This window comes from Actinomadura kijaniata NBRC 14229, from assembly GCF_001552175.1.
In the GTDB taxonomy this organism is placed as follows: domain Bacteria; phylum Actinomycetota; class Actinomycetes; order Streptosporangiales; family Streptosporangiaceae; genus Spirillospora; species Spirillospora kijaniata.
Map to the genome: position 1 here is coordinate 1 of NZ_BCQR01000098.1, position 19,585 is coordinate 19,585.

22 protein-coding genes and 1 pseudogene are annotated in these 19,585 nt (G+C 74.1%); 15 read left to right on the top strand and 8 right to left on the bottom strand.

Annotated features, from left to right (window positions below; genetic code table 11):
* Both AKI01S_RS51850 and AKI01S_RS28240 read left to right on the top strand, forming a co-directional pair.
* Positions 1-283 (top strand): annotated as a pseudogene (locus AKI01S_RS51850) (heavy metal translocating P-type ATPase); the annotation flags it as partial.
* Positions 280-732: a copper chaperone PCu(A)C gene (locus AKI01S_RS28240; RefSeq protein WP_067824584.1), complete on the top strand. Its 453-nt coding sequence runs from the start codon at positions 280-282 to the stop codon at positions 730-732. The pseudogene AKI01S_RS51850 and the gene AKI01S_RS28240, both read left to right, overlap by 4 nt.
* 15 nt (positions 733-747) lie before the next feature.
* On the opposite strand, the gene AKI01S_RS28245 is transcribed toward AKI01S_RS28240, so the two are convergent.
* A complete protein-coding gene (locus tag AKI01S_RS28245; RefSeq protein WP_067824586.1) occupies positions 748-1,440 on the bottom strand; it encodes a hypothetical protein in 693 nt (230 codons plus the stop codon).
* A 213-nt stretch (positions 1,441-1,653) separates the two neighbouring features.
* Positions 1,654-2,919 (bottom strand): YncE family protein, encoded by a 1,266-nt coding sequence (locus AKI01S_RS28250; protein WP_067824588.1) that lies wholly within the window; start codon positions 2,917-2,919, stop codon positions 1,654-1,656.
* Between the two features lie 148 nt (positions 2,920-3,067).
* Here AKI01S_RS28250 and AKI01S_RS28255 point away from each other — a divergent pair, with 148 nt between their 5' ends.
* Both AKI01S_RS28255 and AKI01S_RS28260 read left to right on the top strand, forming a co-directional pair.
* The gene (locus AKI01S_RS28255; protein WP_067824590.1) at positions 3,068-3,760 is read left to right on the top strand and encodes a TetR/AcrR family transcriptional regulator; all 693 of its coding nucleotides are present in this window, start codon (positions 3,068-3,070) and stop codon (positions 3,758-3,760) included.
* 28 nt (positions 3,761-3,788) lie between these two features.
* Entirely contained in the window at positions 3,789-5,072 is a 1,284-nt protein-coding gene (locus AKI01S_RS28260) for a cation:proton antiporter (protein WP_067824592.1), read from the top strand.
* Positions 5,073-5,312: 240 nt separating this feature from the next.
* Here AKI01S_RS28260 and AKI01S_RS28265 read toward each other — a convergent pair whose 3' ends face one another.
* Positions 5,313-5,771 (bottom strand): MarR family winged helix-turn-helix transcriptional regulator, encoded by a 459-nt coding sequence (locus AKI01S_RS28265; RefSeq protein ID WP_245681813.1) that lies wholly within the window; start codon positions 5,769-5,771, stop codon positions 5,313-5,315.
* Positions 5,772-5,961: 190 nt separating this feature from the next.
* Between AKI01S_RS28265 and AKI01S_RS28270 the strand changes: the two genes are divergently transcribed.
* Positions 5,962-6,306 (top strand): MFS transporter, encoded by a 345-nt coding sequence (locus AKI01S_RS28270; RefSeq protein WP_067824594.1) that lies wholly within the window; start codon positions 5,962-5,964, stop codon positions 6,304-6,306.
* On the opposite strand, the gene AKI01S_RS54720 is transcribed toward AKI01S_RS28270, so the two are convergent.
* A complete protein-coding gene (locus AKI01S_RS54720) occupies positions 6,284-6,439 on the bottom strand; it encodes a hypothetical protein (protein ID WP_369688747.1) in 156 nt (51 codons plus the stop codon). The two genes, AKI01S_RS28270 and AKI01S_RS54720, sit on opposite strands and share 23 nt — an antisense overlap.
* Positions 6,440-6,460: 21 nt before the next feature.
* Here AKI01S_RS54720 and AKI01S_RS28275 point away from each other — a divergent pair, with 21 nt between their 5' ends.
* From AKI01S_RS28275 to AKI01S_RS28315, 9 genes are all read left to right on the top strand, one after another.
* The gene (locus tag AKI01S_RS28275; RefSeq protein ID WP_067824597.1) at positions 6,461-7,228 is read left to right on the top strand and encodes an SDR family NAD(P)-dependent oxidoreductase; all 768 of its coding nucleotides are present in this window, start codon (positions 6,461-6,463) and stop codon (positions 7,226-7,228) included.
* 138 nt (positions 7,229-7,366) lie between these two features.
* Positions 7,367-9,919 carry a nitrite reductase large subunit NirB gene (nirB, locus tag AKI01S_RS28280; RefSeq protein ID WP_084000336.1) on the top strand — a complete coding sequence of 851 codons (2,553 nt, stop codon included), beginning with the start codon at positions 7,367-7,369 and terminating at the stop codon, positions 9,917-9,919.
* Positions 9,916-10,311, top strand: a complete 396-nt coding sequence (gene nirD, locus AKI01S_RS28285; protein WP_084000337.1) for a nitrite reductase small subunit NirD — start codon at positions 9,916-9,918, stop codon at positions 10,309-10,311. The genes nirB and nirD overlap by 4 nt, the downstream gene beginning before the upstream one ends.
* Positions 10,295-11,539, top strand: a complete 1,245-nt coding sequence (locus AKI01S_RS28290; protein ID WP_067824600.1) for a uroporphyrinogen-III synthase — start codon at positions 10,295-10,297, stop codon at positions 11,537-11,539. The genes nirD and AKI01S_RS28290 overlap by 17 nt, the downstream gene beginning before the upstream one ends.
* A complete protein-coding gene (locus AKI01S_RS28295) occupies positions 11,532-12,263 on the top strand; it encodes a sirohydrochlorin chelatase (RefSeq protein ID WP_245681814.1) in 732 nt (243 codons plus the stop codon). The genes AKI01S_RS28290 and AKI01S_RS28295 overlap by 8 nt, the downstream gene beginning before the upstream one ends.
* Positions 12,264-12,299: 36 nt before the next feature.
* Entirely contained in the window at positions 12,300-12,851 is a 552-nt protein-coding gene (locus AKI01S_RS28300; RefSeq protein ID WP_067824602.1) for a cysteine hydrolase family protein, read from the top strand.
* A 120-nt stretch (positions 12,852-12,971) separates the two neighbouring features.
* Entirely contained in the window at positions 12,972-13,871 is a 900-nt protein-coding gene (locus AKI01S_RS28305; protein ID WP_067824604.1) for a LamG domain-containing protein, read from the top strand.
* 129 nt (positions 13,872-14,000) lie between these two features.
* Positions 14,001-14,597, top strand: a complete 597-nt coding sequence (locus AKI01S_RS28310; RefSeq protein WP_174567422.1) for a hypothetical protein — start codon at positions 14,001-14,003, stop codon at positions 14,595-14,597.
* A gap of 17 nt (positions 14,598-14,614) precedes the next feature.
* Positions 14,615-14,845: a hypothetical protein gene (locus tag AKI01S_RS28315; protein ID WP_067824608.1), complete on the top strand. Its 231-nt coding sequence runs from the start codon at positions 14,615-14,617 to the stop codon at positions 14,843-14,845.
* 137 nt (positions 14,846-14,982) lie between these two features.
* Here the strand turns inward: AKI01S_RS28315 and AKI01S_RS28320 are convergent, their stop codons facing one another.
* A complete protein-coding gene (locus AKI01S_RS28320; protein WP_067824610.1) occupies positions 14,983-15,909 on the bottom strand; it encodes an NAD-dependent epimerase/dehydratase family protein in 927 nt (308 codons plus the stop codon).
* 64 nt (positions 15,910-15,973) lie between these two features.
* On the opposite strand from AKI01S_RS28320, the gene AKI01S_RS28325 reads away from it, so the two are divergent.
* Entirely contained in the window at positions 15,974-16,570 is a 597-nt protein-coding gene (locus tag AKI01S_RS28325) for a TetR/AcrR family transcriptional regulator (RefSeq protein ID WP_067824612.1), read from the top strand.
* Between the two features lie 176 nt (positions 16,571-16,746).
* Here the strand turns inward: AKI01S_RS28325 and AKI01S_RS28330 are convergent, their stop codons facing one another.
* From AKI01S_RS28330 to AKI01S_RS28340, 3 genes are read right to left on the bottom strand one after another with little or no spacing between them, the layout of a single operon-like run.
* Entirely contained in the window at positions 16,747-17,334 is a 588-nt protein-coding gene (locus AKI01S_RS28330; RefSeq protein ID WP_067824614.1) for a histidine phosphatase family protein, read from the bottom strand.
* 30 nt (positions 17,335-17,364) lie between these two features.
* Positions 17,365-18,936 carry a pyruvate, phosphate dikinase gene (locus AKI01S_RS28335; RefSeq protein ID WP_245681815.1) on the bottom strand — a complete coding sequence of 524 codons (1,572 nt, stop codon included), beginning with the start codon at positions 18,934-18,936 and terminating at the stop codon, positions 17,365-17,367.
* On the bottom strand, positions 18,924-19,559 hold the full coding sequence (locus AKI01S_RS28340; RefSeq protein ID WP_067824616.1) for a transcriptional regulator: 636 nt from the start codon (positions 19,557-19,559) through the stop codon (positions 18,924-18,926). Before AKI01S_RS28340 ends, AKI01S_RS28335 begins: the two co-directional genes overlap by 13 nt.
* Positions 19,560-19,585 lie beyond the last annotated feature (26 nt).

Here is a 19,585-nt window from a genome sequence, read left to right on the forward strand (position 1 = left end):
CGGCGTCGCGGTCGCGGGCGGCACCGACGCCGCCGCCGCGGCCGCCGACGTCACGCTGGTGCGCCCCGGCGTCGCGGGCCTGGCCGACGCGATCGGCCTGGCCCGGCGCGCCCGGACGACGATCACGACGAACCTGGCGTGGGCGTTCGCCTACAACGCCGTCACGATCCCGGCGGCCGCGCTCGGACGGCTCAACCCCATGCTGGCGGCGGTCGCCATGTCGCTCAGCTCCCTGCTCGTCGCGGGCAACAGCCTGCGCCTGCTCCGCGAGGGGAGACGATGAGCACCGTGCGCGCTTCGCTGGCGGCGGGGGCGGCCGCGCTGGCGCTGCTGACGGCCTGGACGGTCACCGGCCGGGCCGGCCGGCCCGCGCGCCCGCAGGTCACGGACGCGCGGGTGATGGCGCCCACCGCCGCGCGGACCGGCGCCTACTTCACCGTGCGCAACCGCGGCGACCAGCCCGACGAGCTGCTGGCCGTCCGCACCCCGCTCTCCGCCTCGGCCATGCTCTCCCGGCACGTCTACCGGGACGGGGCGGGCCGGATGGAGATGCTGGACCGGCTCGCCGTCCCGTCGCACACCACCGTGCGGATGACCCCCGCCACCGTCAACGTCATGATCCAGCCGCGCGAACCCCTGCGGGCCGGCCGGACCGTGCCGTTCACGCTGGTCTTCCGGCACGGCGGCGAGGTCCGCGTCACCGCGGTCGTCACCCCGCCCGGCGGGGGCTGACCGGCCCTGGAGGGGTCAGGCGCCCGCCACACGCCGGTCGGCGGGATCGGCGGGCGGGCGCCGCCCCTCCTCCTGGGAGGCGGGACGCTTCGGCCCGAAGAGGACACGCCAGAGGCCGATGGCCGTCATCAGCCCCAGGATGAGGAGGAGAGGGACGCCGGCCTCGCGGAAGCGGCCGCTGTCGGGGCCGTGCACGAACGTGCCCCGGTTGTCCGTACCGCCCTTGGGGGAGGAGACCCAGACCTTCTTGCCGACGGCGTGGACCTGCCGGTTGCTGTCGGCCCTCCTCGCGCGCGGACCGGGCTTGTAGACCACCTCGCGCGTCCCCGACGGGCAGGCGACCCGGTACTCCTGCCTGAGCCAGAGCTCCCTCGTCGACTTCAGCTCCGAGACCCGGCACGACTCGACCCGGCTGGTCCGCGCCGGAGTGATCAATGGGAGCAGGACGAGGACGGGGAACGCCGCCCAGAGGGTGAGGATCACCAGGCCCGCCTTGTGGCCGCCACGGTAGTGGACCTTCAACCGGACCAGGCCGACGGCCACGCACACGAAGAACCCGAAGCCGACCACGGCCACCGGCCACCGCCACCAGCCGGCCGTGTCCTCCGTCGCCAGCAGGACGAACAGGACGAGCGGGAACCCCACCCACCCGACCACCACCAGCGACCAGCCCTTGCGCGCGGCGGTCCCCTCCGGAGCCTCGGCCATCGACACATCCCTCCAGCGCCTCGGCAGGAACAGTGCCAGATCGCCCGGCGTCCGCGAAAGCCGACCTCGGACATCGCAGGTCGAACGGAGCACTCGCGGACCCCGTCGTCCGCGCCACCGGGCGACGGGCCGTTCAGCTCATCGCGGCCCCGGGGGACGACGAAGTCGTCCGGTCCGGAGGCGGGCGGGGACGCCTCCGGACCGGACGCGCCGCTAGCGGGTGGACGGGCCCGTCCAGCCCGCCGGGACGTGGGCGAGGCGCACGCGCTGGGGGTGGTCGCCGACGGCGACCGAGGTGATCTTCTGGCCGGTCGCGAAGTCGATCGCGGTGACCCGGTCCGCGCCGCTCTCGGAGACGACGCAGGCGCGGCCGTCGCCGCTGACGGTGGCCCAGTAGGGCTTGGCCGCGGTGACCAGCGGGCCGTTGTCCAGGGTGGCGCGGTCGACGACGGTGGCGTAGTCGTCCATGGTCCCGGCGACGCACAGCTTGGTGCCCGAGGGGTTCATGGAGATGCCGTGGTGGCGGGAGTCGTTGACCCAGGTGGTGCGGTCCTCGCTGGTGCCGGGGTTCTTCGGCAGGGTCTTCACGCGGGTGATCCTGTCGGCGGCGACGTCGTACTCGTAGAAGCCGTTGAAGAACGACACCTGGAAGTACAGCTTCGACTCGTCGGGGGTGAAGGCGACCGGGCGGACCGCGTCGGAGGCCTCGCGGTGGCCGAAGGCGTCCAGCCGCTGCCGCATGTCGATGACCTTGACCTGCCTGAAGGTGGCGGCGTCGGCGACGGTGATGCGGCGGTCGCCCTTGGTCCAGTCCAGCCAGGGGGCGTCCAGGTCGGTGTTGACCTCGCCGATGGACATGTTCCAGATGCGGCCGTCGCGGGTGAAGACGTTCTCGTGCGGCTTGTCGCCGGTGGCGAACGAGCCGACCTGCTGCCCGGTGCGGATGTCCAGCACGTGGACGGTGTTGGAGGTCGAGGCCGACACCGCCACGCGGGTGCCGTCGGGCGAGACCGCCATGTGGTCGGCGCGGTGGCCCGACACCGGGAAGCGCCAGTTGACCCGCCCGGTGGTGACGTCGATGGAGACCACGTCGGCGAAGCTGGGACGCGAGACGACCATGGCGCGGCCGTCGGGGGTGGAGTACATGTCGTCGACGAACTGGTCGTGCCCCTCGCCGACGGTCTCCCGGATGCCCAGGAAGTAGGCCAGGCGGACGGGGTTGGCGTAGATCTCGCGCAGCCGTTCGGCCTTGTCGGGGACGACGTTGACGCGGCCGATCCGGGCGAAGTCGCCCCGCGACCTGATGACGTCGGCGGTGCCCTCCCAGTTGTTGCCGACGAACATCACCTCCTGCAACTGCGGCGCGCTGCGGGCCGTGGCGGGCGCGGCGGTGGCGGGCGCGGCCGTGCCGACCACCGAGGCGGCGACGGCGGCGCACAGCAGGGTCCTGCGGAGCCGGGCGAGGGTGGGGGATCTCATGCTCGTCCTCCAGTGGGGGAGTGCACAGTTTGAAAACGCGGATATTCAGACTGCGGTTACTGGATGGTAGGCAAGGGTGATCCGCGCCACAAGGGCCCGTGCGGGAAAATCGTCGCGTCGCGCACGGAGGGCACGGTCAGGGGGCACGGTGTCGGGCAGGATCACACCACCGGAGGGCCGGTACGGCGGCCGGTCGGCGGCCGAGCGCCGGGCCGAGCGCCGGGAACGGCTGATGGCGGCGGGGCTGGAGCTGTTCGGGGCGGGGCCCGGCTACCGCGCCACCAGGGTCAGCGACGTCAGCCGGGCGGCGGGCCTGTCGACCCGCCAGTTCTACGAGGAGTTCCAGACCCTGGAGGACCTGCTCGCCGAACTCCACCTGCGGGTCAACGACGTCGCCGAACAGGCGGTGCTGGCGGCGCTGCCCGAGGCCGAGGGGATGGAAGCGGTGGAGCGCTGCACCCACCTGTTCCGCGCCTACGCCGCCGGGGCGACCGGCGACCCCCGCCACACCCGGATCGCCTTCGTCGAGATCATCGGGGTGAGTCCGCGTCTGGACCGCCAGCGCCTCACCCGCCGGGCCCGCTGGGTCGACTTCCTGTGCGGCCAGCTGGACGACGCCGCCGACCGCGGCGAGATCGAGCGCCGCGACTTCCGCGTCACCGCCGCCGCGTTCATCGGCTCGGTCAACGGCCTCATGCACGACTGGGCCGTCGGCTGGGTGGACGCGACCCTGGCGGAGGTCGTGGAGGAGCTGCTCCAGATGCTCCTGGGCCGCCTCCAGATGATCGTGCCGGACGGCGCCGCCGCCGAATCTCGTGAGAAACCCGACATCAACGATTGATCGAGGACGAGATGGGCAGCGGGAGGGCGTGGGGGAAACCGATCTTGTCTTCGTGGTCGCGGGCGCGGCGGCGCTGCTGGCGGCGGCGCTGCCCGGGCTGATCGCCCGCCTTCCGGTCTCGCTGCCGGTGTTGTTCCTGGCGAGCGGCGTGGTGCTGTACCTGCTGCCGTTGCCGCTGCCCTCGCCCGACCCGGTGGAGCAGCGGGCGGCCACCGAGCACCTCACCGAGCTGTGCCTGATCGTCTCGCTGATGGGGGCGGGGCTGGCCCTGAACCGCCCGTTCGGCCGCCGCGGCTGGTCGTCCACCGCCCGGCTGCTGGTGGTGGTGCTGCCGGTGACGACGCTGGCGATGGCCGGGGCGGCGCAGTGGATGCTGGGCTGGCCGCTGGCGGCGGCGCTGCTGCTGGGCGCGGTGCTCGCCCCCACCGACCCGGTGCTGGCCTCCGACGTGCAGGTCGGCGAACCCGTCGGGCCCGACGACGAGCACGACGACGAGGAGCACGACGACGACGAGGTCCGCTTCAGCCTCACCTCGGAGGCGGGGCTGAACGACGGGCTGGCGTTCCCGCTGGTGCTGCTGGCGGTCGCCCTGGCCGGTGCGGGCGGCCGGCCGGGGGAGTGGCTGGGGACGTGGCTGGCGGTGGACCTGCTCTACAAGTGCGCCGCCGGGCTGGTCGTCGGGCTGCTGGTGGGGTGGCTGCTGGGGCGGATGTTCTTCCGCGCGCAGCGGACCTCGCTGCGGCTGGCCGAGCGCAACGAGGGGTTCGTGGCGCTGGCCGCCACCCTGCTGGCCTACGGCGTCGCCGAGGCCGCGGGCGGCTACGGCTTCATCGCGGTGTTCACCACGGCCTGCGCGATCCGCGCGGCGGAACGGTCCCACGGCTACCACGGCGTCCTGCACGGCTTCATCGAGCAGATCGAACGCCTGCTCACGGCCTGGCTCCTGCTGCTGCTCGGCGGTTACGTCGCCACCGGCGGCCTGGCCGACCTCACCTGGCAGGGGGCGGCGCTGGGGCTGCTGTTGCTGCTGGTCGTCCGGCCGCTGGTCGGCTGGCTGTCGCTGCACCGGGGCCTGGCCGGACCGCGCGAACGGCGGACCATCGCGTTCTTCGGCGTGCGCGGCATCGGCTCGCTGTTCTACCTGGCCTACGCCCTCGGCCACGCCGACTTCGGCGTCTCCGCGCGGTCGCTGTGGGCGGTGGTGACCTTCACCGTCCTGGTCTCGGTCTGCCTGCACGGCCTCACCTCCACCCCCGTGCTGGCCTGGCTGGACCACCTGCGGAAGGTCCGCGCGACCACTCCCGGACGGTGACGGCCCCGCGCGGGGGGCGTCCAGCCCAGCGGGCGCCGCGGCAGTCGCCTCCATCCGGTGGGGACGCGTCGGCGGGCGGGTGCCGTCGGACGCGGGGCGGCCGGGGGTGCCTGTTCACGGCCGTTCGGTCCTTCCGGGGGAGGGCGCGGGTCCGGGCGGCTTCGTCGCCCGTCGCGGCCACTGTCCCACCCGGGCGGGATCGGCGGAGCCGTCTCCGCCGCGCCTGACCTCATACGGCCGTCAGGGGCGCGGCCAGGGGTGGCCGGTCAGGCGTTCGATGTCGGTGTTGAAGCGCTTGAGGCAGGCGGCGAACGCGGCCACCTCGCCCGCGCTCCAGTCGGCCATCACCCGCTCCAGGCCCCGGATGATCTCCTCGCGGTGCGCGTGGAGACGGCGGTCGCCCTCGACGGTGATCTGGAACTTGCGGGCCAGGCCCCCGTCCGGGTCGGGGATGCGCTCCAGCAGCCCGGCGCGCGTCAGGGCGGCGGTCTGCCGGTTGAGGGTGGAGGGGTCCAGCCCGAACGCCTCGCTGAGCCGGCGGATGGTCATCGGGCCGTCGGCGCGGATCCGGCTGAGCAGGATGTAGGCGCTGCGCTCCAGCCCGCCCGCGCGGGCGGCGCCGGAGGCGACCAGATGGCTGTGCCTGCCGAGCAGCATCGCCTCGTACTCGACCAGGTGCGTCGGCTTGTCCGTGCTCACGGGCCATGCATACCACGCGGGGCGCCCGAGCCGGTGATGTGCATGATGCACAACTTGTGTATGCTGCATATGTATGTAGCGTGCATATAGATGGGCGTCCGGACGGGACAGGAGATCCACGTGGACACAACGGTCCCCGCGCCCGGAGCGCCGCCCGCCGCCGCCCGGCGACCGGCGACCGGGTGGGACCGTGACGGTGCTGGCGGTCGCCGGGATCGTCGCGGCCCTGATGCAGACCCTGGTGGTGCCGCTGATCGGGCGGCTTCCGGTGATCCTGCGCACCCCCGCCGCCAACGCCTCCTGGGTGGCCACCGCCACCCTGCTGGCCGGGGCGGTGACCATCCCGGCGACCGGCAGGCTGGGCGGCCTGTACGGGAAGCGGCGGATGCTGCTGCTGTGCACCGTTCCGCTGGTCGCCGGGTCGGTGCTGTGCGCCGTGGCCGACTCGCTGCCCCCGATGGTGGCCGGCCGGGCCCTGCAGGGCGCGGGCATGGGCCTGATCCCGCTCGGCATCAGCGCGCCTCGATCGCGTTGATCAGCTCCTCGACGGGCATCGACGGCGCGCCCGGCCTGCCACTGTCGGCGGCGGTCGCCCTCGCCCTCCCGTCCCGGCCCGCCGCCCGGCGGGCCGTCCCGCCGGAGCCGTCCGCCGCGCGGACCGGCGCCACGACCGTGAAGGAACCACAGCAGTGAACACCACCAGCGACTTCGCCGGCCGCACGGTCGTCGTCACCGGGGCCGGGTCGGGCATCGGCCGCGCCGCCGCCCTCCAGTTCGCCGCGCGCGGCGCCCGCGTCCTGGTCGCCGACCTGGACGGCGAGTCCGCCGCCGGGACCGTCAAGCTGATCGCGGACGCGGGCGGCACGGCCCGCGCGGTCGTCGGGGACCTCGGCGACCCCGCCGTCGTCCAGCGGGTCGTCGCCACCGCCGTCGAGGACCTGGGCGGCCTGGACGTCCTGGTCGCCAACGCCGGGATCATGGACGACATGTCGGCCGCCGCCGACGTGCGCGACGAGGTCTGGGACCGCGTGCTGCGCGTCAACCTCACCGCGCCGTTCCTGCTGGTGCGCGCCGCGCTGCCGCACATGCTCGCCGCCGGCGGGGGAGCGGTGGTGTTCACCGCCTCCGAGGCCGCGCTGCGCGGCAGCGCCGCCGGGACCGCCTACACCGTCTCCAAGCACGGCATCGTCGGGCTGACCAGGTCCCTGGCCGTCATGTACCGCGACGAGGGCGTCCGCGCCAACGCCATCGCGCCCGGCGGGACCGTCACCAACATCCGCGTCACCGCCGACCCCGACGGGCACGGCCCGGCCGTCCTGGCCTCCTACGCCCGCAACTACGGCAGGCCGTCGGAGGCCGACGAGCAGGCCGCCGCCATCGTGTTCCTGGCCTCCGACGCCGCCAGCAACCTCAACGGCGCTGTCCTCCCGGTCGACAACGGCTGGTCAGCCGTCTGACCTGCCCGTACACCCCTGCCGGCCGGTCCCTGCGCCGGGACCGGCCCGACTTCGGGCGCGTCCTGGAGTGAGCCCCTTTTAACACGGCGGTGACAGAGGGGACGCAACCGCGAAACGGCCCCTTCCGAGGATCGGCGCATGAACCTCGGAGGGGACGTACGGATGAAGGTGGTCGTTGTCGGTCACGGTCCGACCGGACATCGCCTGGTCGAGGCGCTGCGCGCCCGGGACGACACCGGCTCCTGCCGGATCACGGTGATCGGCGAGGAGACCCGGCCCGCCTACGACCGGGTGGCGCTGACCTCCTACCTGACCGAGGACGCCGACCTGGCCTACCCCGCGCACGACGGGGAGGTGGAACTGCTCACCGGCGACCCGGCCGTGGAGATCGACCGCGCGGCCCGGATGGTCCGCACCGGAAGCGGCCGGGAGATCGCCTACGACGCGCTGGTGCTGGCGACCGGCTCCGCGCCGTTCGTGCCGCCGGTCGAGGGCCGCGACCTGCCCGGGGTGTTCGTCTACCGGACGATCGACGACCTGGAGTCCCTCCGCCGCCACTGCGCCGCCCTGGCGGCGTCGCGGCCGGGAGCCGGCGGCGTCGTCGTCGGCGGGGGCCTGCTCGGCCTGGAGGCCGCCCGCGCCCTCCAGGACCTCGGCGTCGACACCCACGTGGTGGAGGTCGCGCCCTGGCTGATGCCGCGCCAGCTCGACGAGGGCGGCGGCGCGATGCTGCGCCGCCACATCGAGGCCCTCGGGATGCGGGTGCACGCCGGGACCCCGATGGCGGGCCTGGAGGCGGGCGGGGACGGCGCGGTCGCGCGGGTCGCGCTGGCCGACGGCTCGGCGATCGACGCCGGGGTCGTGGTCTTCTCGGCCGGGATCCGGCCCCGCGACGAGCTGGCGCGCGCCTGCGGCCTGCCGGTGGGGGAGCGCGGCGGGATCGTCGTGGACGACGCCTGCCGCACCGCCGACCCGGCGATCTGGGCGGTCGGGGAGTGCGCGCTGGTCGACGGGCAGGTCTACGGGCTGGTCGCACCCTGCTTCAGCATGGCCGAGGTGGTCGCCGACCACCTGCTGGCCACGGCGGGCGGAGCCGGCAGCGGCGCCCGCTTCGAGGGCGCCGACCTGTCGACCAAGCTGAAGCTGATGGGCGTGGACGTGGCCAGCTTCGGCGACCCGTTCGCCGGTCCCGACCAGGGCGCGCTGGACATCACCTACACCGACCCGGTCGCCGGGGTCTACAAGAAGCTGGTGGTCAGCGACGACGCCCGCACGCTGGTGGGCGGCGTGCTGGTCGGCGACGCGTCGGCGTACCCGACGCTGCGCGCCTACGTCGGCGCCGAGCTGCCCGGCAGCCCGGAGCAGGCGCTGTTCGGCGGCACCGAGGCGGCCGGCGGGGACCTGCCGGGCGCGACGGTGATCTGCTCGTGCAACAACGTGTCCGCCGAGACGATCCGCTGCGCGATCCGCGACGACGGGCTGCGGGACCTGGCGGAGGTGAAGGGCTGCACCCGGGCCGGGAGCACGTGCGGCAGCTGCGTGCCGCTGGTGAAGAAGCTGCTGGACGCGGAGCTGACGGCGGCCGGGATCGAGGTCAGCCGCGCGCTGTGCGAGCACTTCGACCACAGCCGGGCCGAGCTGTTCGACATCGTGCGGGTGCGGGGGATCACCTCGTTCACGCGGCTCATCGAGGAGCACGGGCGCGGGCGCGGCTGCGACATCTGCAAGCCGGTGGTGGCGTCGATCCTGGCGAGCCTCGGCAACGGCCACATCCTGGACGGCGAGCAGGCCGCGCTGCAGGACACCAACGACCACTTCCTGGCCAACATGCAGAAGAACGGCACCTACTCGGTGGTGCCTCGGATCCCCGGCGGGGAGATCACCCCGGACAAGCTGATCGTGATCGGCGAGGTCGCCCGCGACTTCGGTCTCTACACCAAGATCACCGGCGGGCAGCGGATCGACCTGTTCGGGGCGCGGGTGGAGCAGCTGCCGGAGATCTGGCGGCGGCTGGTGGAGGCGGGCTTCGAGTCCGGGCACGCCTACGGCAAGTCGCTGCGGACGGTGAAGTCGTGCGTGGGCTCCACCTGGTGCCGGTACGGCGTGCAGGACTCGGTGGCGATGGCGATCCGGCTGGAGCTGCGGTACCGGGGGCTGCGCGCCCCCCACAAGCTCAAGTCGGCGGTGTCGGGGTGCGCCCGCGAGTGCGCCGAGGCGCAGAGCAAGGACTTCGGCGTCATCGCCACCGAGAAGGGCTGGAACCTCTACCTGGCCGGCAACGGCGGGATGCGCCCCCGGCACGCCGACCTGTTCGCCTCCGACCTGGACGACGAGACGCTGATCCGGTACATCGACCGGTTCCTGATGTTCTACATCCGCACCGCCGACCGCCTCCAGCGCACCGCCTCGTGGCTGGAGTCGCTGGAGGGCGGGATCGACTACCTGCGCGAGGTGATCGTCGATGACCGGCTGGGCCTGTGCGCCGAGCTGGACGCGGCGATGGACCGCCACGTGGACGGTTACGCCGACGAGTGGCGCGCCACCCTGGAGGACCCCGACAAGCTGCGGCGGTTCGTGTCGTTCGTGAACGCGCCCGACACCCCCGACCCGAGCATCGCCTTCACCCCCGAACGCGAGCAGATCAAGCCGGTCCTGGTCGCCGGCCCCCGCCTGGAGGTCACCACCCGATGACGACCCAGATGACGACCCCGACCCTCGACCAGCGCCCGGCCGGGACCGCGCCGGTCTGGCGGGACGTGTGCCACTACACCGACCTGATCCCCGAACGCGGCGCGTGCGCGCTGGTGGCGGGCGTGCAGGTGGCGGTGTTCCGCACCTTCGAGGGGGACCTGTACGCGCTGGGCAACCTGGACCCCTTCAGCGGCGCCCAGGTGATCTCGCGCGGGATCCTGGGCACGCGCGGGGGCGCGCCGACCGTGGCCTCGCCGATGTACAAGCAGGTGTTCGACCTGCGCACCGGGGTGTGCCTGGACGATCCCGGGGTGGCGCTGCCGACGTTCCCGATCCGCCGGACGGCGGAGGACCGCGTGGAGGTGGCGCTCCCCGATGAGCACCGACCGTGAGCTCGGCACCGACCGTGAGCTCGGCACCGACCGCGAGCCGGGCCCGGACCGGGAGCCGCTGGCCGGGTTCGCCGTCGGGGTGACCGCGGCCCGGCGGCACGAGGAGCTGGCGATGCTGCTGGAGCGGCGGGGCGCGCGGGTGGTGCACGCCCCCGCGATCCGGCTGATCCCGCTGTCGGACGACGTGGAGCTGCTGAACGCCACGCGCGAGTGCCTGTCGGGTCCGCTGGACTTCCTGGTGGTGACGACCGGGATCGGGTTCCGGGCGTGGCTGGAGGCGGCCGACGGCTGGGGCCTGCACGACGATCTGGCCGAGGCGCTGGTCGGGGTGCGGATCCTGGCGCGCGGCCCCAAGGCGCGCGGCGCGATCCGGCAGGCGGGCATGCAGGAGCACTGGTCGCCGGGGTCGGAGAGCTGCGCGGAGGTGCTCAAGCACCTGCTGGAGGAGGACCTGGGCGGGACGCGCATCGCCGTGCAGCTGTACGGCGAGCAGCTTCCCGAGTTCACCGGGGCGCTGCGGGCGGCGGGAGCCGAGGTCGTGGAGATCCCGGTGTACCGGTGGGCGCGGACCGACGACCCGACGCCGCTGCGGCGGCTGGTCGGGCAGGCGGTGGCGGGCACGGTGGACGCGATCGCGTTCACCAGCGCCCCGGCGGTGTCGGCGACGCTGGCGGTGGCGGCCGAGGACGGGCTGGAGGAGGCGTTCCTCCAGGCGCTGCGGACGCACGTGGTGGCGGCGTGCGTGGGGCCGGTGACGGCGCAGCCGCTGACCGAGCGCGACGTGCCGACCGTCCAGCCGGAACGCGCCCGGATCGGCGCGCTGGTCCGGGCGCTGTCGTCGGACCTGCCGCGCCGCCGGGCCCGCCGGATCGAGGTGCGCGGGTCGTCGCTGGAGCTGCGCGGGCACGCGGTGGTGCTGGACGGCCAGCTACGGCCGATCGCGCCCGCGCCGATGGCGATCCTGCGGGCGCTGGCGCGCCGTCCCGGGCACGTGGTGTCGCGGGCCGAGCTGTGCGGGGTCCTGCCCAGCCGGATGGTGGGCGGGGGCGGCGCGTGGTCGCGGGACGCGCGCCCGCAGGCCGACGAGCACGCGGTGGAGATGGCGGTGGCGCGGCTGCGGCGGGGGCTGGGGCGTTCGGGGATCGTGGAGACGGTCGTCAAGCGGGGCTACCGGCTGGCGTGCGACCCGCGCGCCGTCGAGCCGTTGCGGGCGGACGCCCATGGCTGAGTTCACGAGCGGGCCCATGTGCGGGGAGCACGCGCCGACCCTGGTGGCGGTGGCCCACGGCACCCGCCGCCCCGAGGGACCGGAGACGGTCCGGGCGCTGCTGGAGCGGGTGCGGCGGCTGCGTCCCTGGCTGAACGTGGTCGAGGCGTACGCCGAGATCTCCGAGCCGGTCCTGGAGGAGGCGGTCACGGGCCTCGACGGCCCGGTCGTCGCGGTGCCGCTCCTGCTGGCGCGGGGATACCACGCGCTGGTCGACATCCCGGGCCGCCTGGAGCGCGTGCACCCGCACGCGGTCACCGCGCGCCCGCTGGGGCCGCACGCCCTGCTCACCGCGACGCTGGCCGACCACCTGGGGCCGTTGCGGCGTTCGGACGCGGTGGTGCTGGGCGCGGCGGGCTCCTCGGACCCGGCCGGCGTGGCGGACGTCCGCACGGCGGCGCGGCTGCTGGCCCGGCGCCTGCGGCGGCCCGTCCCGTACGGGTTCGTGGCGGCGGAGGGCCCGCGGCTGGCCGAGCTGGTCGCCGAGCGGCGCCGCCGGGGCGCGTCCCGGGTGAAGGTGGCCTCCTACCTGCTGGCCCCCGGCCTGTTCCACGAGCGGATGCTGGAGGCGGGGGCCGACGCGGTGACGCCGCCGCTGGGCGCGCACGACGCGCTGGCCCGGCTGGTCCTGCGCCGGTTCGACGAGGCCCGGCTGCGCCACGCCGCCGCGATCCCGGCCGCCTGACGGTAGCCGCCCGCCGGTGGCGGGGAGACACCCGTCATGGGGAACGCCGTCCTGGTCGTCATCGACATGCAGCGCGGCTTCGTCAACGCCGCGACGGCGCCGGTCGTGCCCACGGTCGTGGACCTGGTCGCGCGCTGGCGGAAGGCGGGCGGGGACGTGGTCCTCACCCGCTTCGTCAACCGCCCGGGCTCGCCCTACGTCCGTCTGCTGCGCTGGTCCCGGTTCATGGGGCCGCCGGAGACCGACCTCGTCGACGGGCTGCGCCCGTACGCCGGGGACGTCCCGGTCATCGACAAGACGAGCTACAGCCTGTTCGCGGCGCCGGCGGGCGCGGAACTGTTCTCCGCGCGCGGCTGGCGCGACGTCTACCTGTGCGGCATCGCGACCAACGCCTGCGTCCTGGCGACGGCGGTGGGCGCGTTCGAACGGGGCCTGACACCGCACCTGGTCGAGGACGCCTGCGCCAGCCACCACGGCCCCGAGGCCCACGCGGCGGGCCTGCTGCTGCTCCGCCACTTCATCGGCGCGGACCAGATGACGACCACCGCGGCCCTCGACCCGGGCCGGGAGGCCGGGGACGGCCCGTGACCCGGGACGCCCCGGCCGTGTGGATCATGAATTGCCGCGCCGGGCAAGAGGGGCAGCCGGAACCGGCCAAGATCATTTCGCGGCTTGTGGCGCGGCCGGCCGCCGTGCGTTCCTCTTCACATGATCGTTTTCTCCCGGCGGCAGGCGCTCGGCCTCCTGGGCGGCGCCGCCCTCGTCCCCCTCACCCCGCGTCCCGCCTCCGCCGCGGAGACCTGGGAGACCGTCCTGCCCGCCTCGTCCTTCGGCGGCTACACGGCGTTCCATGCCAAGTGGAACTACCTGTACCCCTGGGGCGACCAGCACAACGGCGCGGCCCGGATGTACGGGAGCCCCACCGACCACAGCCAGGTCTCCCTGTCGGGCGGCGTCCTGACCCTGACGGCCAACCGGCTCTCCCAGCCGGACGGGAAGAGCACCAGCCACCCCCACGCGCCGCTGTGGTACCGCTCCGGGGCCGTGCACGCCAAGGACCTCATCGTCGTCAACGACCGGTTCCCCGCCTACGAGATCAGGGGCGAGTTCCAGGCCCCGACCGCGCGCGGCTGCTGGCCCGCGTTCTGGCTCACCGGGGCCGACCAGGTCTGGCCGCCCGAGACCGACGTGCTGGAGTACGTCGGCAAACCCGTCAACCTGTTCAACACCTGGTCCGACCACGACGGCAGGCCCGACACCGCGGAGGTCGTGGAGCGCACGCCGGTCGACATGCCCGCGCTGGACAAGGACCCCGGCACCTGGCACACCTACCGCGTCTACATCCAGAAGCTCGACGCCACCGACGTCGCCGTGAACTACTACCTCGACGGGGATTTCTACGGGAACCCCGACTACCACCGCGGCCGCAACTGGGTCGGCGTCCCCATGAACCTCATCATCAACCTGCAGATGGGCTCCTACGCCTCCTTCGAGCAGGACGAGCCCTGGCTGAACGACCCCCAGCAGTGGGCGCGGCAGCCCGGCCCCACCGGCCCGGTGTCGTTGCGGGCGCGCAACGTCACCATCAGCCGCACCCGCGTGTCCTAGAGCGCGCCTGCCGCGCCCGCCTCGGAGAGGCCTCGGAGGGCGAGGGCGTTCGACGCGCCGAGCGCGGACTCGTTAGAGTCCCGCTCCTGGGTGATCATCGTGACCCTGTCGACCGCGCGGGAGCCTTGGATGACGTTTCGGCAGCACATGACGCAGGCCGTCGGCCGCGCCCTGGCGGAGTTCCCGGCCGGGGCCGTGCCGGACATCTACACCGTCACCTTCCGGATCGACTGCGTCGACCAGGACGCCCGGTTCCCCTACCTGGCGATCGGTTACAACACCGAATCCGACGTCGCGCGGGTGCTGGAAGAGGCGGGACCGCTGGACGCGTGGGAGGCCCGCTGGAGCTACGCCTACTTCGCGCCGTCCGGGCTCGAGGGGGTCCGCGTCGCGGGACACGACCCCGAACACGACCCGGTCGGTTCCGGGCTGCACCGCGAGGAGTCGCTGGCACAGGGCCTGTGGTACGAGGACGGGGACGAGCTCTCCGAGCAGGACCGCGACGAGCGCGACGAACGGCTTGAGGAGCGGTTCCACGAACTGTGCGTCGATCTGGCCCGGGACCTCCACGCCGGCGGCCGGATCGTCGAGACCCTCGGGCGCCCCCTGCCTGTGATCTTGTATGACATGTTCGACCCCGACGAGATGTTCACCCTTACCAAGGCCGCCAACCCGGCGGCGTTGGTGGCGGATTTCCTGTCGGCGTACTCGGAGGAGGACGGCTGAGCGGTTGCGGCAGCGACGTGTTCCTTGACGGCCTCCGGGCCCTCGCGGTCAGCGAGAGCGGCCGCGACGAGGTGTTCATCACCAGCAACGGCGTGAAGATCTGGCCGACGACCTCGACCTACGTGTCGATGGCGCAAGGCCAGCGGGTCGAGGTGGACAAGTGCGTCACCATCAGCCGGGACGCGAACCGGGACTACGGGTTCTGCTGCGGCGACGACGGCGGGTACCGGCTCGGGGCCCTCGCCTGATCCGCCCCTCCCGCGCGGCATCGCCTCCGGCCTTCGACCGGCCGGAGGGGGCGCCGCGTTCTCCGGCGACCCGCACACCCACCTGGCGCGGCACCTGACCTCGGCATCCTCCGGGTCTGGTGGGGCGAGGCGCGCTTTCAGGCCGCGTGACGGCGGTACCAGTCGAGCGTCGCGGCCACGCCCTCGGCGTGCGGAGTGACCTTGACGGGCCCGAACGCCTTGCGGAAGGCGGTGTCGTCGGCGACGAACGGGCGCTCGCGCTGGTACCACGTCTCGCCGAGCGCGCGCACCGTGGGGTTGAACAGCCCGATGAGGCGCTGCGCCCCCCGGCCGAGCCCGGCGACCTTGGGTCCGCCTCCCGCCCTGGCCCGCACGAGGTCGAGGAACCGGCGGCCGGTGATCGCCTCGGCGGCCGGCAGATGCCAGGCCCGCCCGTCGGCCTCGGCGCTCTCGCCGAGGGTGACGAGTCCGGCGGCGATGTCGGGGAGGTAGGCGATGGTGTGCGGCTGGTCGAGGTCGCCGACCCAGCGGACGGTCTTTCCGGCGAGGGCGGCGGCGAAGACGTTCGGGCCGATGACGGTGTTGACGCCGCCGGGGCCGTAGTAGTCGGAGGCCCGTCCCAGGGTCGCGCGGATCCGCCCGGACCGGTGGGCGTCGAGGATCATCCCGTCCACCTCGGCGCGGACGCGGCCCTTGGGGTTGGCGGCGGCGTGCGGCAGGTCCTCGGTCATGGGGCCGTCGACGGGTCCGTAGACGTAGAGGTTGTCGGCCATGACCATCTTCGCCCCGGCGGCCTCGACCCCGGCGAGGACCGGGCGGACGAGACCGGGGAACTCCGCGACCCAGCGCTCGTACCTCGGCTGCGCGCACTGGTAGACCACCGCGGCGCCCTCGCAGGCGGCGATGGCGCCCTCGGCGGTGGTGACGTCGGCCTGGAAGCCGTTCGGACCGGTGACCGGGCCGCGGCTGACGGCGCGGACCCGGTGGCCGCGCGCGGTGAGCTCGGCGACGACGGCCGAGCCGATGGCGCCGGTGGCACCGAGGACTACGTGGAGTTCAGACATGGCACCGCTCTCGGAAAGGTTTAGTAACGCTGTTTCGTAACGACGTTACGTTATGATGGTTCGCATGGCAAGACCGAGGAACCGGGACTACGAGGAACTGCGCCGCGAACTCGTCGACGCCGGCGGGCGGCTCCTGGCCGCCGAGGGCCCGGCGGCGTTGAGCACCCGCCGTGTGGCGGGGGAGGCGGGCGTGTCCACCACGGCCGTCTACAACCTCTTCGGCGACAAGGCGGGCCTGGTCCGCGAGATGTTCCTGGCCGGGTTCGAACGTCTCGCCGAGGCGTTCGCCGCCGTGCCCCGCACCGGCGATCCCGTCGCCGACCTGCTCGCGCTCGGCCGTGCCTACCGTGCCAGCGCCCTGGCCAACCCCCACCTCTACGAGCTCATGTTCGGGCGGCCGGTTCCCCAGTTCCAGCCCGACGCCGAGACCGGCGCGCTGATCCGGCCGACCTTCGACACCCTGGTCGCCGCCGTCGCCCGCTGCGTGGAGGAGGGCGCCTTCGCGCCCGCCGAGCCGCATGACGTCGCCGTCAAGATCAACGCCCTGGCGCACGGGCTGTGCAGCCTCGAGCTGCGCGGCGCCCTCGGCGACACCGACGAGGCGCGACGCCACTGGGACAGCGCCTTCGAGATCATGATGCGGGGGCTGGCCGGGCGGTGACGCCGCCCACCGCGTGGGTCCCGGGCCGGACGGCGATGTCGCCGCCTCGACCCGGGGGTGTGCACGCCATCACCGCGTTCCGTGACTGTTCCCGGACGCCCTGCGGTTCGTCCATGCCGATGACTCGCGTGCATGCGGAAGGGCCCGGGAACGCGCGCCGGGCCCGGCCGCCCGCCTCAGGGCCGCACGCCGGCCCCGAACCCCGTCCACCGCAGCTCGGGCGGCAGGTGCCCCATGTCGTTGTACAGCAGCACCGTCGGCGCCGACCCGTCGCGGTACTCGATCACCGTCAGCGCGGTGTTCCCGCAGTTCAGTCCGAGCCAGCGCACCAGGGGCGCGTCGAGGGCGTCCCGGACCAGCCAGGCCACCGGATAGGCGTGGGTGACCAGCACCTCGTGCGTCTCGGTCTCGGCGGGGCGCGCGAACCTGGCGGTCAGGGCGGAGGAGAGGCGCTCGGCCTCCGCGGCCTCCGCGGCGCCGTACCCGTCGAAGAACGGCGCCCAGGACCGCGGCGCCTGCTCCGGTACGTGCGGTACGTGGTCGACCAGCTCGGGCGCCTCCAGCACGGCGGCCTTCGGCAGGCACCTGCCGATGATCTTCGCGGACCGCACCGCCCGGGGCAGGGGCGAGTGCCACACCGTGTCGATCGGAAGGGCGGCCAGGCGCCGTCCGACCAGTTCCGACTGCCGCCGCCCGACGTCGGTCAGCTCACCGAATGGGTCCGCGGCTCCGTGCCGTACCAGGTACACGTGTCGGGTCGCCATCGTCGTTCTCCTCGGGGGTCGGGCCCGCGCTCAACGGTTCGCGCGGTCGGTGGGCGGGTGGCGGCGCAGTACGGCGTGGGCCGCGTCGAGACGCCGCGCCTCGTCGCGTGCGGAGTGGTCGCCCGAGACGTCGTCGGCCCATGCGAGCAGCCGGTGGAGATGGTCGTCGGCCGCGTCCGCGACGACGCGGGGGGTGCCGAGCGCGACCTCGCCGCTCGTCCCGTCGATGGTGATGAGGGTGCCGTCGCCGACGCTGCGGCCGCCGACCGCCACCGAGCCGCTCCCGGCGTCGACGGTGAGGCCGGTGACGCCCACGACCGCGGGCTTGCCCATGGCGCGCGCGACGACCGCGGCGTGGCTGGCCGGCCCGCCCCGCGCGGTGACGATCCCGGCGGCGGCGGCGAGGCCGTGCATGTCGTCGGGCGAGGTCTCCGGCCGCACCAGGATGACCGGGGCGTCCCGGGCCATGAGCACGGCCCCCTCCGCCGTGGTCGCCACCCGGCCGGCCGCGACGCCGGGACAGGCGCCGATCCCCCGGGCGAGAAGATCGGTCCGCTCCGACGGCGCGATCCGCGGCGTACGGACGTGCGGCAGATGCCGCGGTGAGACCCTGAGCAGCGCTTCACGGCGTTCGATGACCCGCTCGTCGACGAGTTCGGTGGCCAGGCGGACGGCGGCCGCGCCGGCGAACCGGCCCGGCCGCACCTGGAGGATCCACAGCTCCCCGGCCTCGAACGTGAACTCGACGTAGCAGGCGTCGCGGTAGTGCCCCTCGATGCGGCGCAGCGCGTCGAGGAGCTCCGCCCACACGCCCGGTTCCCGCGCGGCGAGCTCGCCCAGCGGCCGGGTCGCCGACCTGCCGGAGACGACGTCGTCGCCCTGGCGCCCGAACAGGACCTCGCCGTACGGGACGTTCTCACCGGTGTTGGGGTCGCGGCTGAACGCGACCCCGGTGCCGCTGCGGGCGTCGCGGTTGCCGAACACCATCCTCTGGACGACCACCGCCGTGCCGAGGTCGTGCGGGATGCCGTTCAACGTGCGGTACGTCCGCGCGCGGGGCGTGTCCCACGACGCGAACACGGCCTCCACCGCCCACTCCAGCTGGCGGTTCGCGTCGTCGGGGACCGGCCGGCCGCGGCGTTCCCCCGCGAGGTCCTCGGCCGCCCCCGTCGCGGAGGCGAAGCTCGCCAGGAAGCGCGACCGGGCGTCCAGGGCGAACGGCCGGTCGCCGGTCTCGGCGGCCAGGCCCTCGGTGGCCTCGGTCGTGAGGCCGAGGTTGAGGACGGTGTTCATCATGCCGGGCATCGAGACGCCGGCCCCCGAGCGGACCGACACCGCCAGCGGCCTGCGCGGCCCGCCGAAGACGCGCCCGGTGGAGCGTTCGAGGTCGGCGACGGCCGCCGCGAGCTCCTCGTCGAGCCCTCCGGGACGGCGTCCGTCCCGGAGGAAGGCGCGGCACGCCTCGGTGGTGACGACGAACCCGGCGGGCACCCGCAGCCCGAGGCGGTGCAGCAGGACCAGGCCGTGCGCCTTGCCGCCCAGCGTCTCCGCCGTCTCCTCGACCCGGGCGGAGATCGCGCGGACCCACCTCATCGGGGCCATCGGGGCATCCCGAGGGTGATGAGCAGGTCCTCGTGCAGCTCCGCCCACACGGTGTGGTACGACGCGGTGCTGTCGGTCACGTACTCCAGCTCGCCGGAGGCGGCACGGCCGAGGGCCCCGGCGAGGCGGTCGCGGTACCGGCCGAACCGGGGCAGCGCGGCGGCCAGTTCGGCGCACACGGCGGCGGCGCGCCGGTCGAGGTCGGCGAACCGCTCGAGGACCCGGGCGTCGTAGGCGGGATCGCTGTGGTCGTTGACGCCGGCGACGCCGTCGACGGTGCGGAGCTGCCACGCCGTGCACAGGTCGAGCAGTTCCGGGTTGAGCACGAGGAACCGCTCGTAGGCCGCCGTCACGGCCGCGCGGGCACCGGCCGCCTCCAGCTCGCCGGTGATCCGCTCGATGTCGGCGGCGCGGCCGGCGTCGGTGAGGCTCCAGCCGGGCATGGGGCCGGAGATCCGCGTGACGAGTCCGGCGACGCCGAGGTCGATGAGCTCGGACTCGACGTCGGACTCGTCCAGGCCCGTGGCCAGGCTGAGACGGGCGGGGCCGGTGGCGCCGGTGCAGCGCAGGGCGTGCAGCACCAGCAGGTCGGCGTCCGTGGTGGGGGTTTCGGAGTGGTTCACGTCTCGTCTCTCTGGTCGGTGGGAAG

Excerpts from the sequence above, each read along its gene's own strand:
- AKI01S_RS28240 (WP_067824584.1), top strand. The coding sequence starts at position 280 with ATGAGCACCGTGCGCGCTTCGCTGGCGGCGGGGGCGGCCGCGCTGGCG.
- AKI01S_RS28245 (WP_067824586.1), bottom strand. The coding sequence starts at position 1,440 with ATGGCCGAGGCTCCGGAGGGGACCGCCGCGCGCAAGGGCTGGTCGCTG.
- AKI01S_RS28250 (WP_067824588.1), bottom strand. The coding sequence starts at position 2,919 with ATGAGATCCCCCACCCTCGCCCGGCTCCGCAGGACCCTGCTGTGCGCC.
- nirB (WP_084000336.1), top strand. The coding sequence starts at position 7,367 with ATGAACCTCGGAGGGGACGTACGGATGAAGGTGGTCGTTGTCGGTCAC.
- nirD (WP_084000337.1), top strand. The coding sequence starts at position 9,916 with ATGACGACCCAGATGACGACCCCGACCCTCGACCAGCGCCCGGCCGGG.
- AKI01S_RS28290 (WP_067824600.1), top strand. The coding sequence starts at position 10,295 with ATGAGCACCGACCGTGAGCTCGGCACCGACCGTGAGCTCGGCACCGAC.
- AKI01S_RS28295 (WP_245681814.1), top strand. The coding sequence starts at position 11,532 with ATGGCTGAGTTCACGAGCGGGCCCATGTGCGGGGAGCACGCGCCGACC.
- AKI01S_RS28300 (WP_067824602.1), top strand. The coding sequence starts at position 12,300 with ATGGGGAACGCCGTCCTGGTCGTCATCGACATGCAGCGCGGCTTCGTC.
- AKI01S_RS28305 (WP_067824604.1), top strand. The coding sequence starts at position 12,972 with ATGATCGTTTTCTCCCGGCGGCAGGCGCTCGGCCTCCTGGGCGGCGCC.
- AKI01S_RS28310 (WP_174567422.1), top strand. The coding sequence starts at position 14,001 with ATGACGTTTCGGCAGCACATGACGCAGGCCGTCGGCCGCGCCCTGGCG.
- AKI01S_RS28320 (WP_067824610.1), bottom strand. The coding sequence starts at position 15,909 with ATGTCTGAACTCCACGTAGTCCTCGGTGCCACCGGCGCCATCGGCTCG.
- AKI01S_RS28325 (WP_067824612.1), top strand. The coding sequence starts at position 15,974 with ATGGCAAGACCGAGGAACCGGGACTACGAGGAACTGCGCCGCGAACTC.
- AKI01S_RS28330 (WP_067824614.1), bottom strand. The coding sequence starts at position 17,334 with ATGGCGACCCGACACGTGTACCTGGTACGGCACGGAGCCGCGGACCCA.
- AKI01S_RS28335 (WP_245681815.1), bottom strand. The coding sequence starts at position 18,936 with ATGGCCCCGATGAGGTGGGTCCGCGCGATCTCCGCCCGGGTCGAGGAG.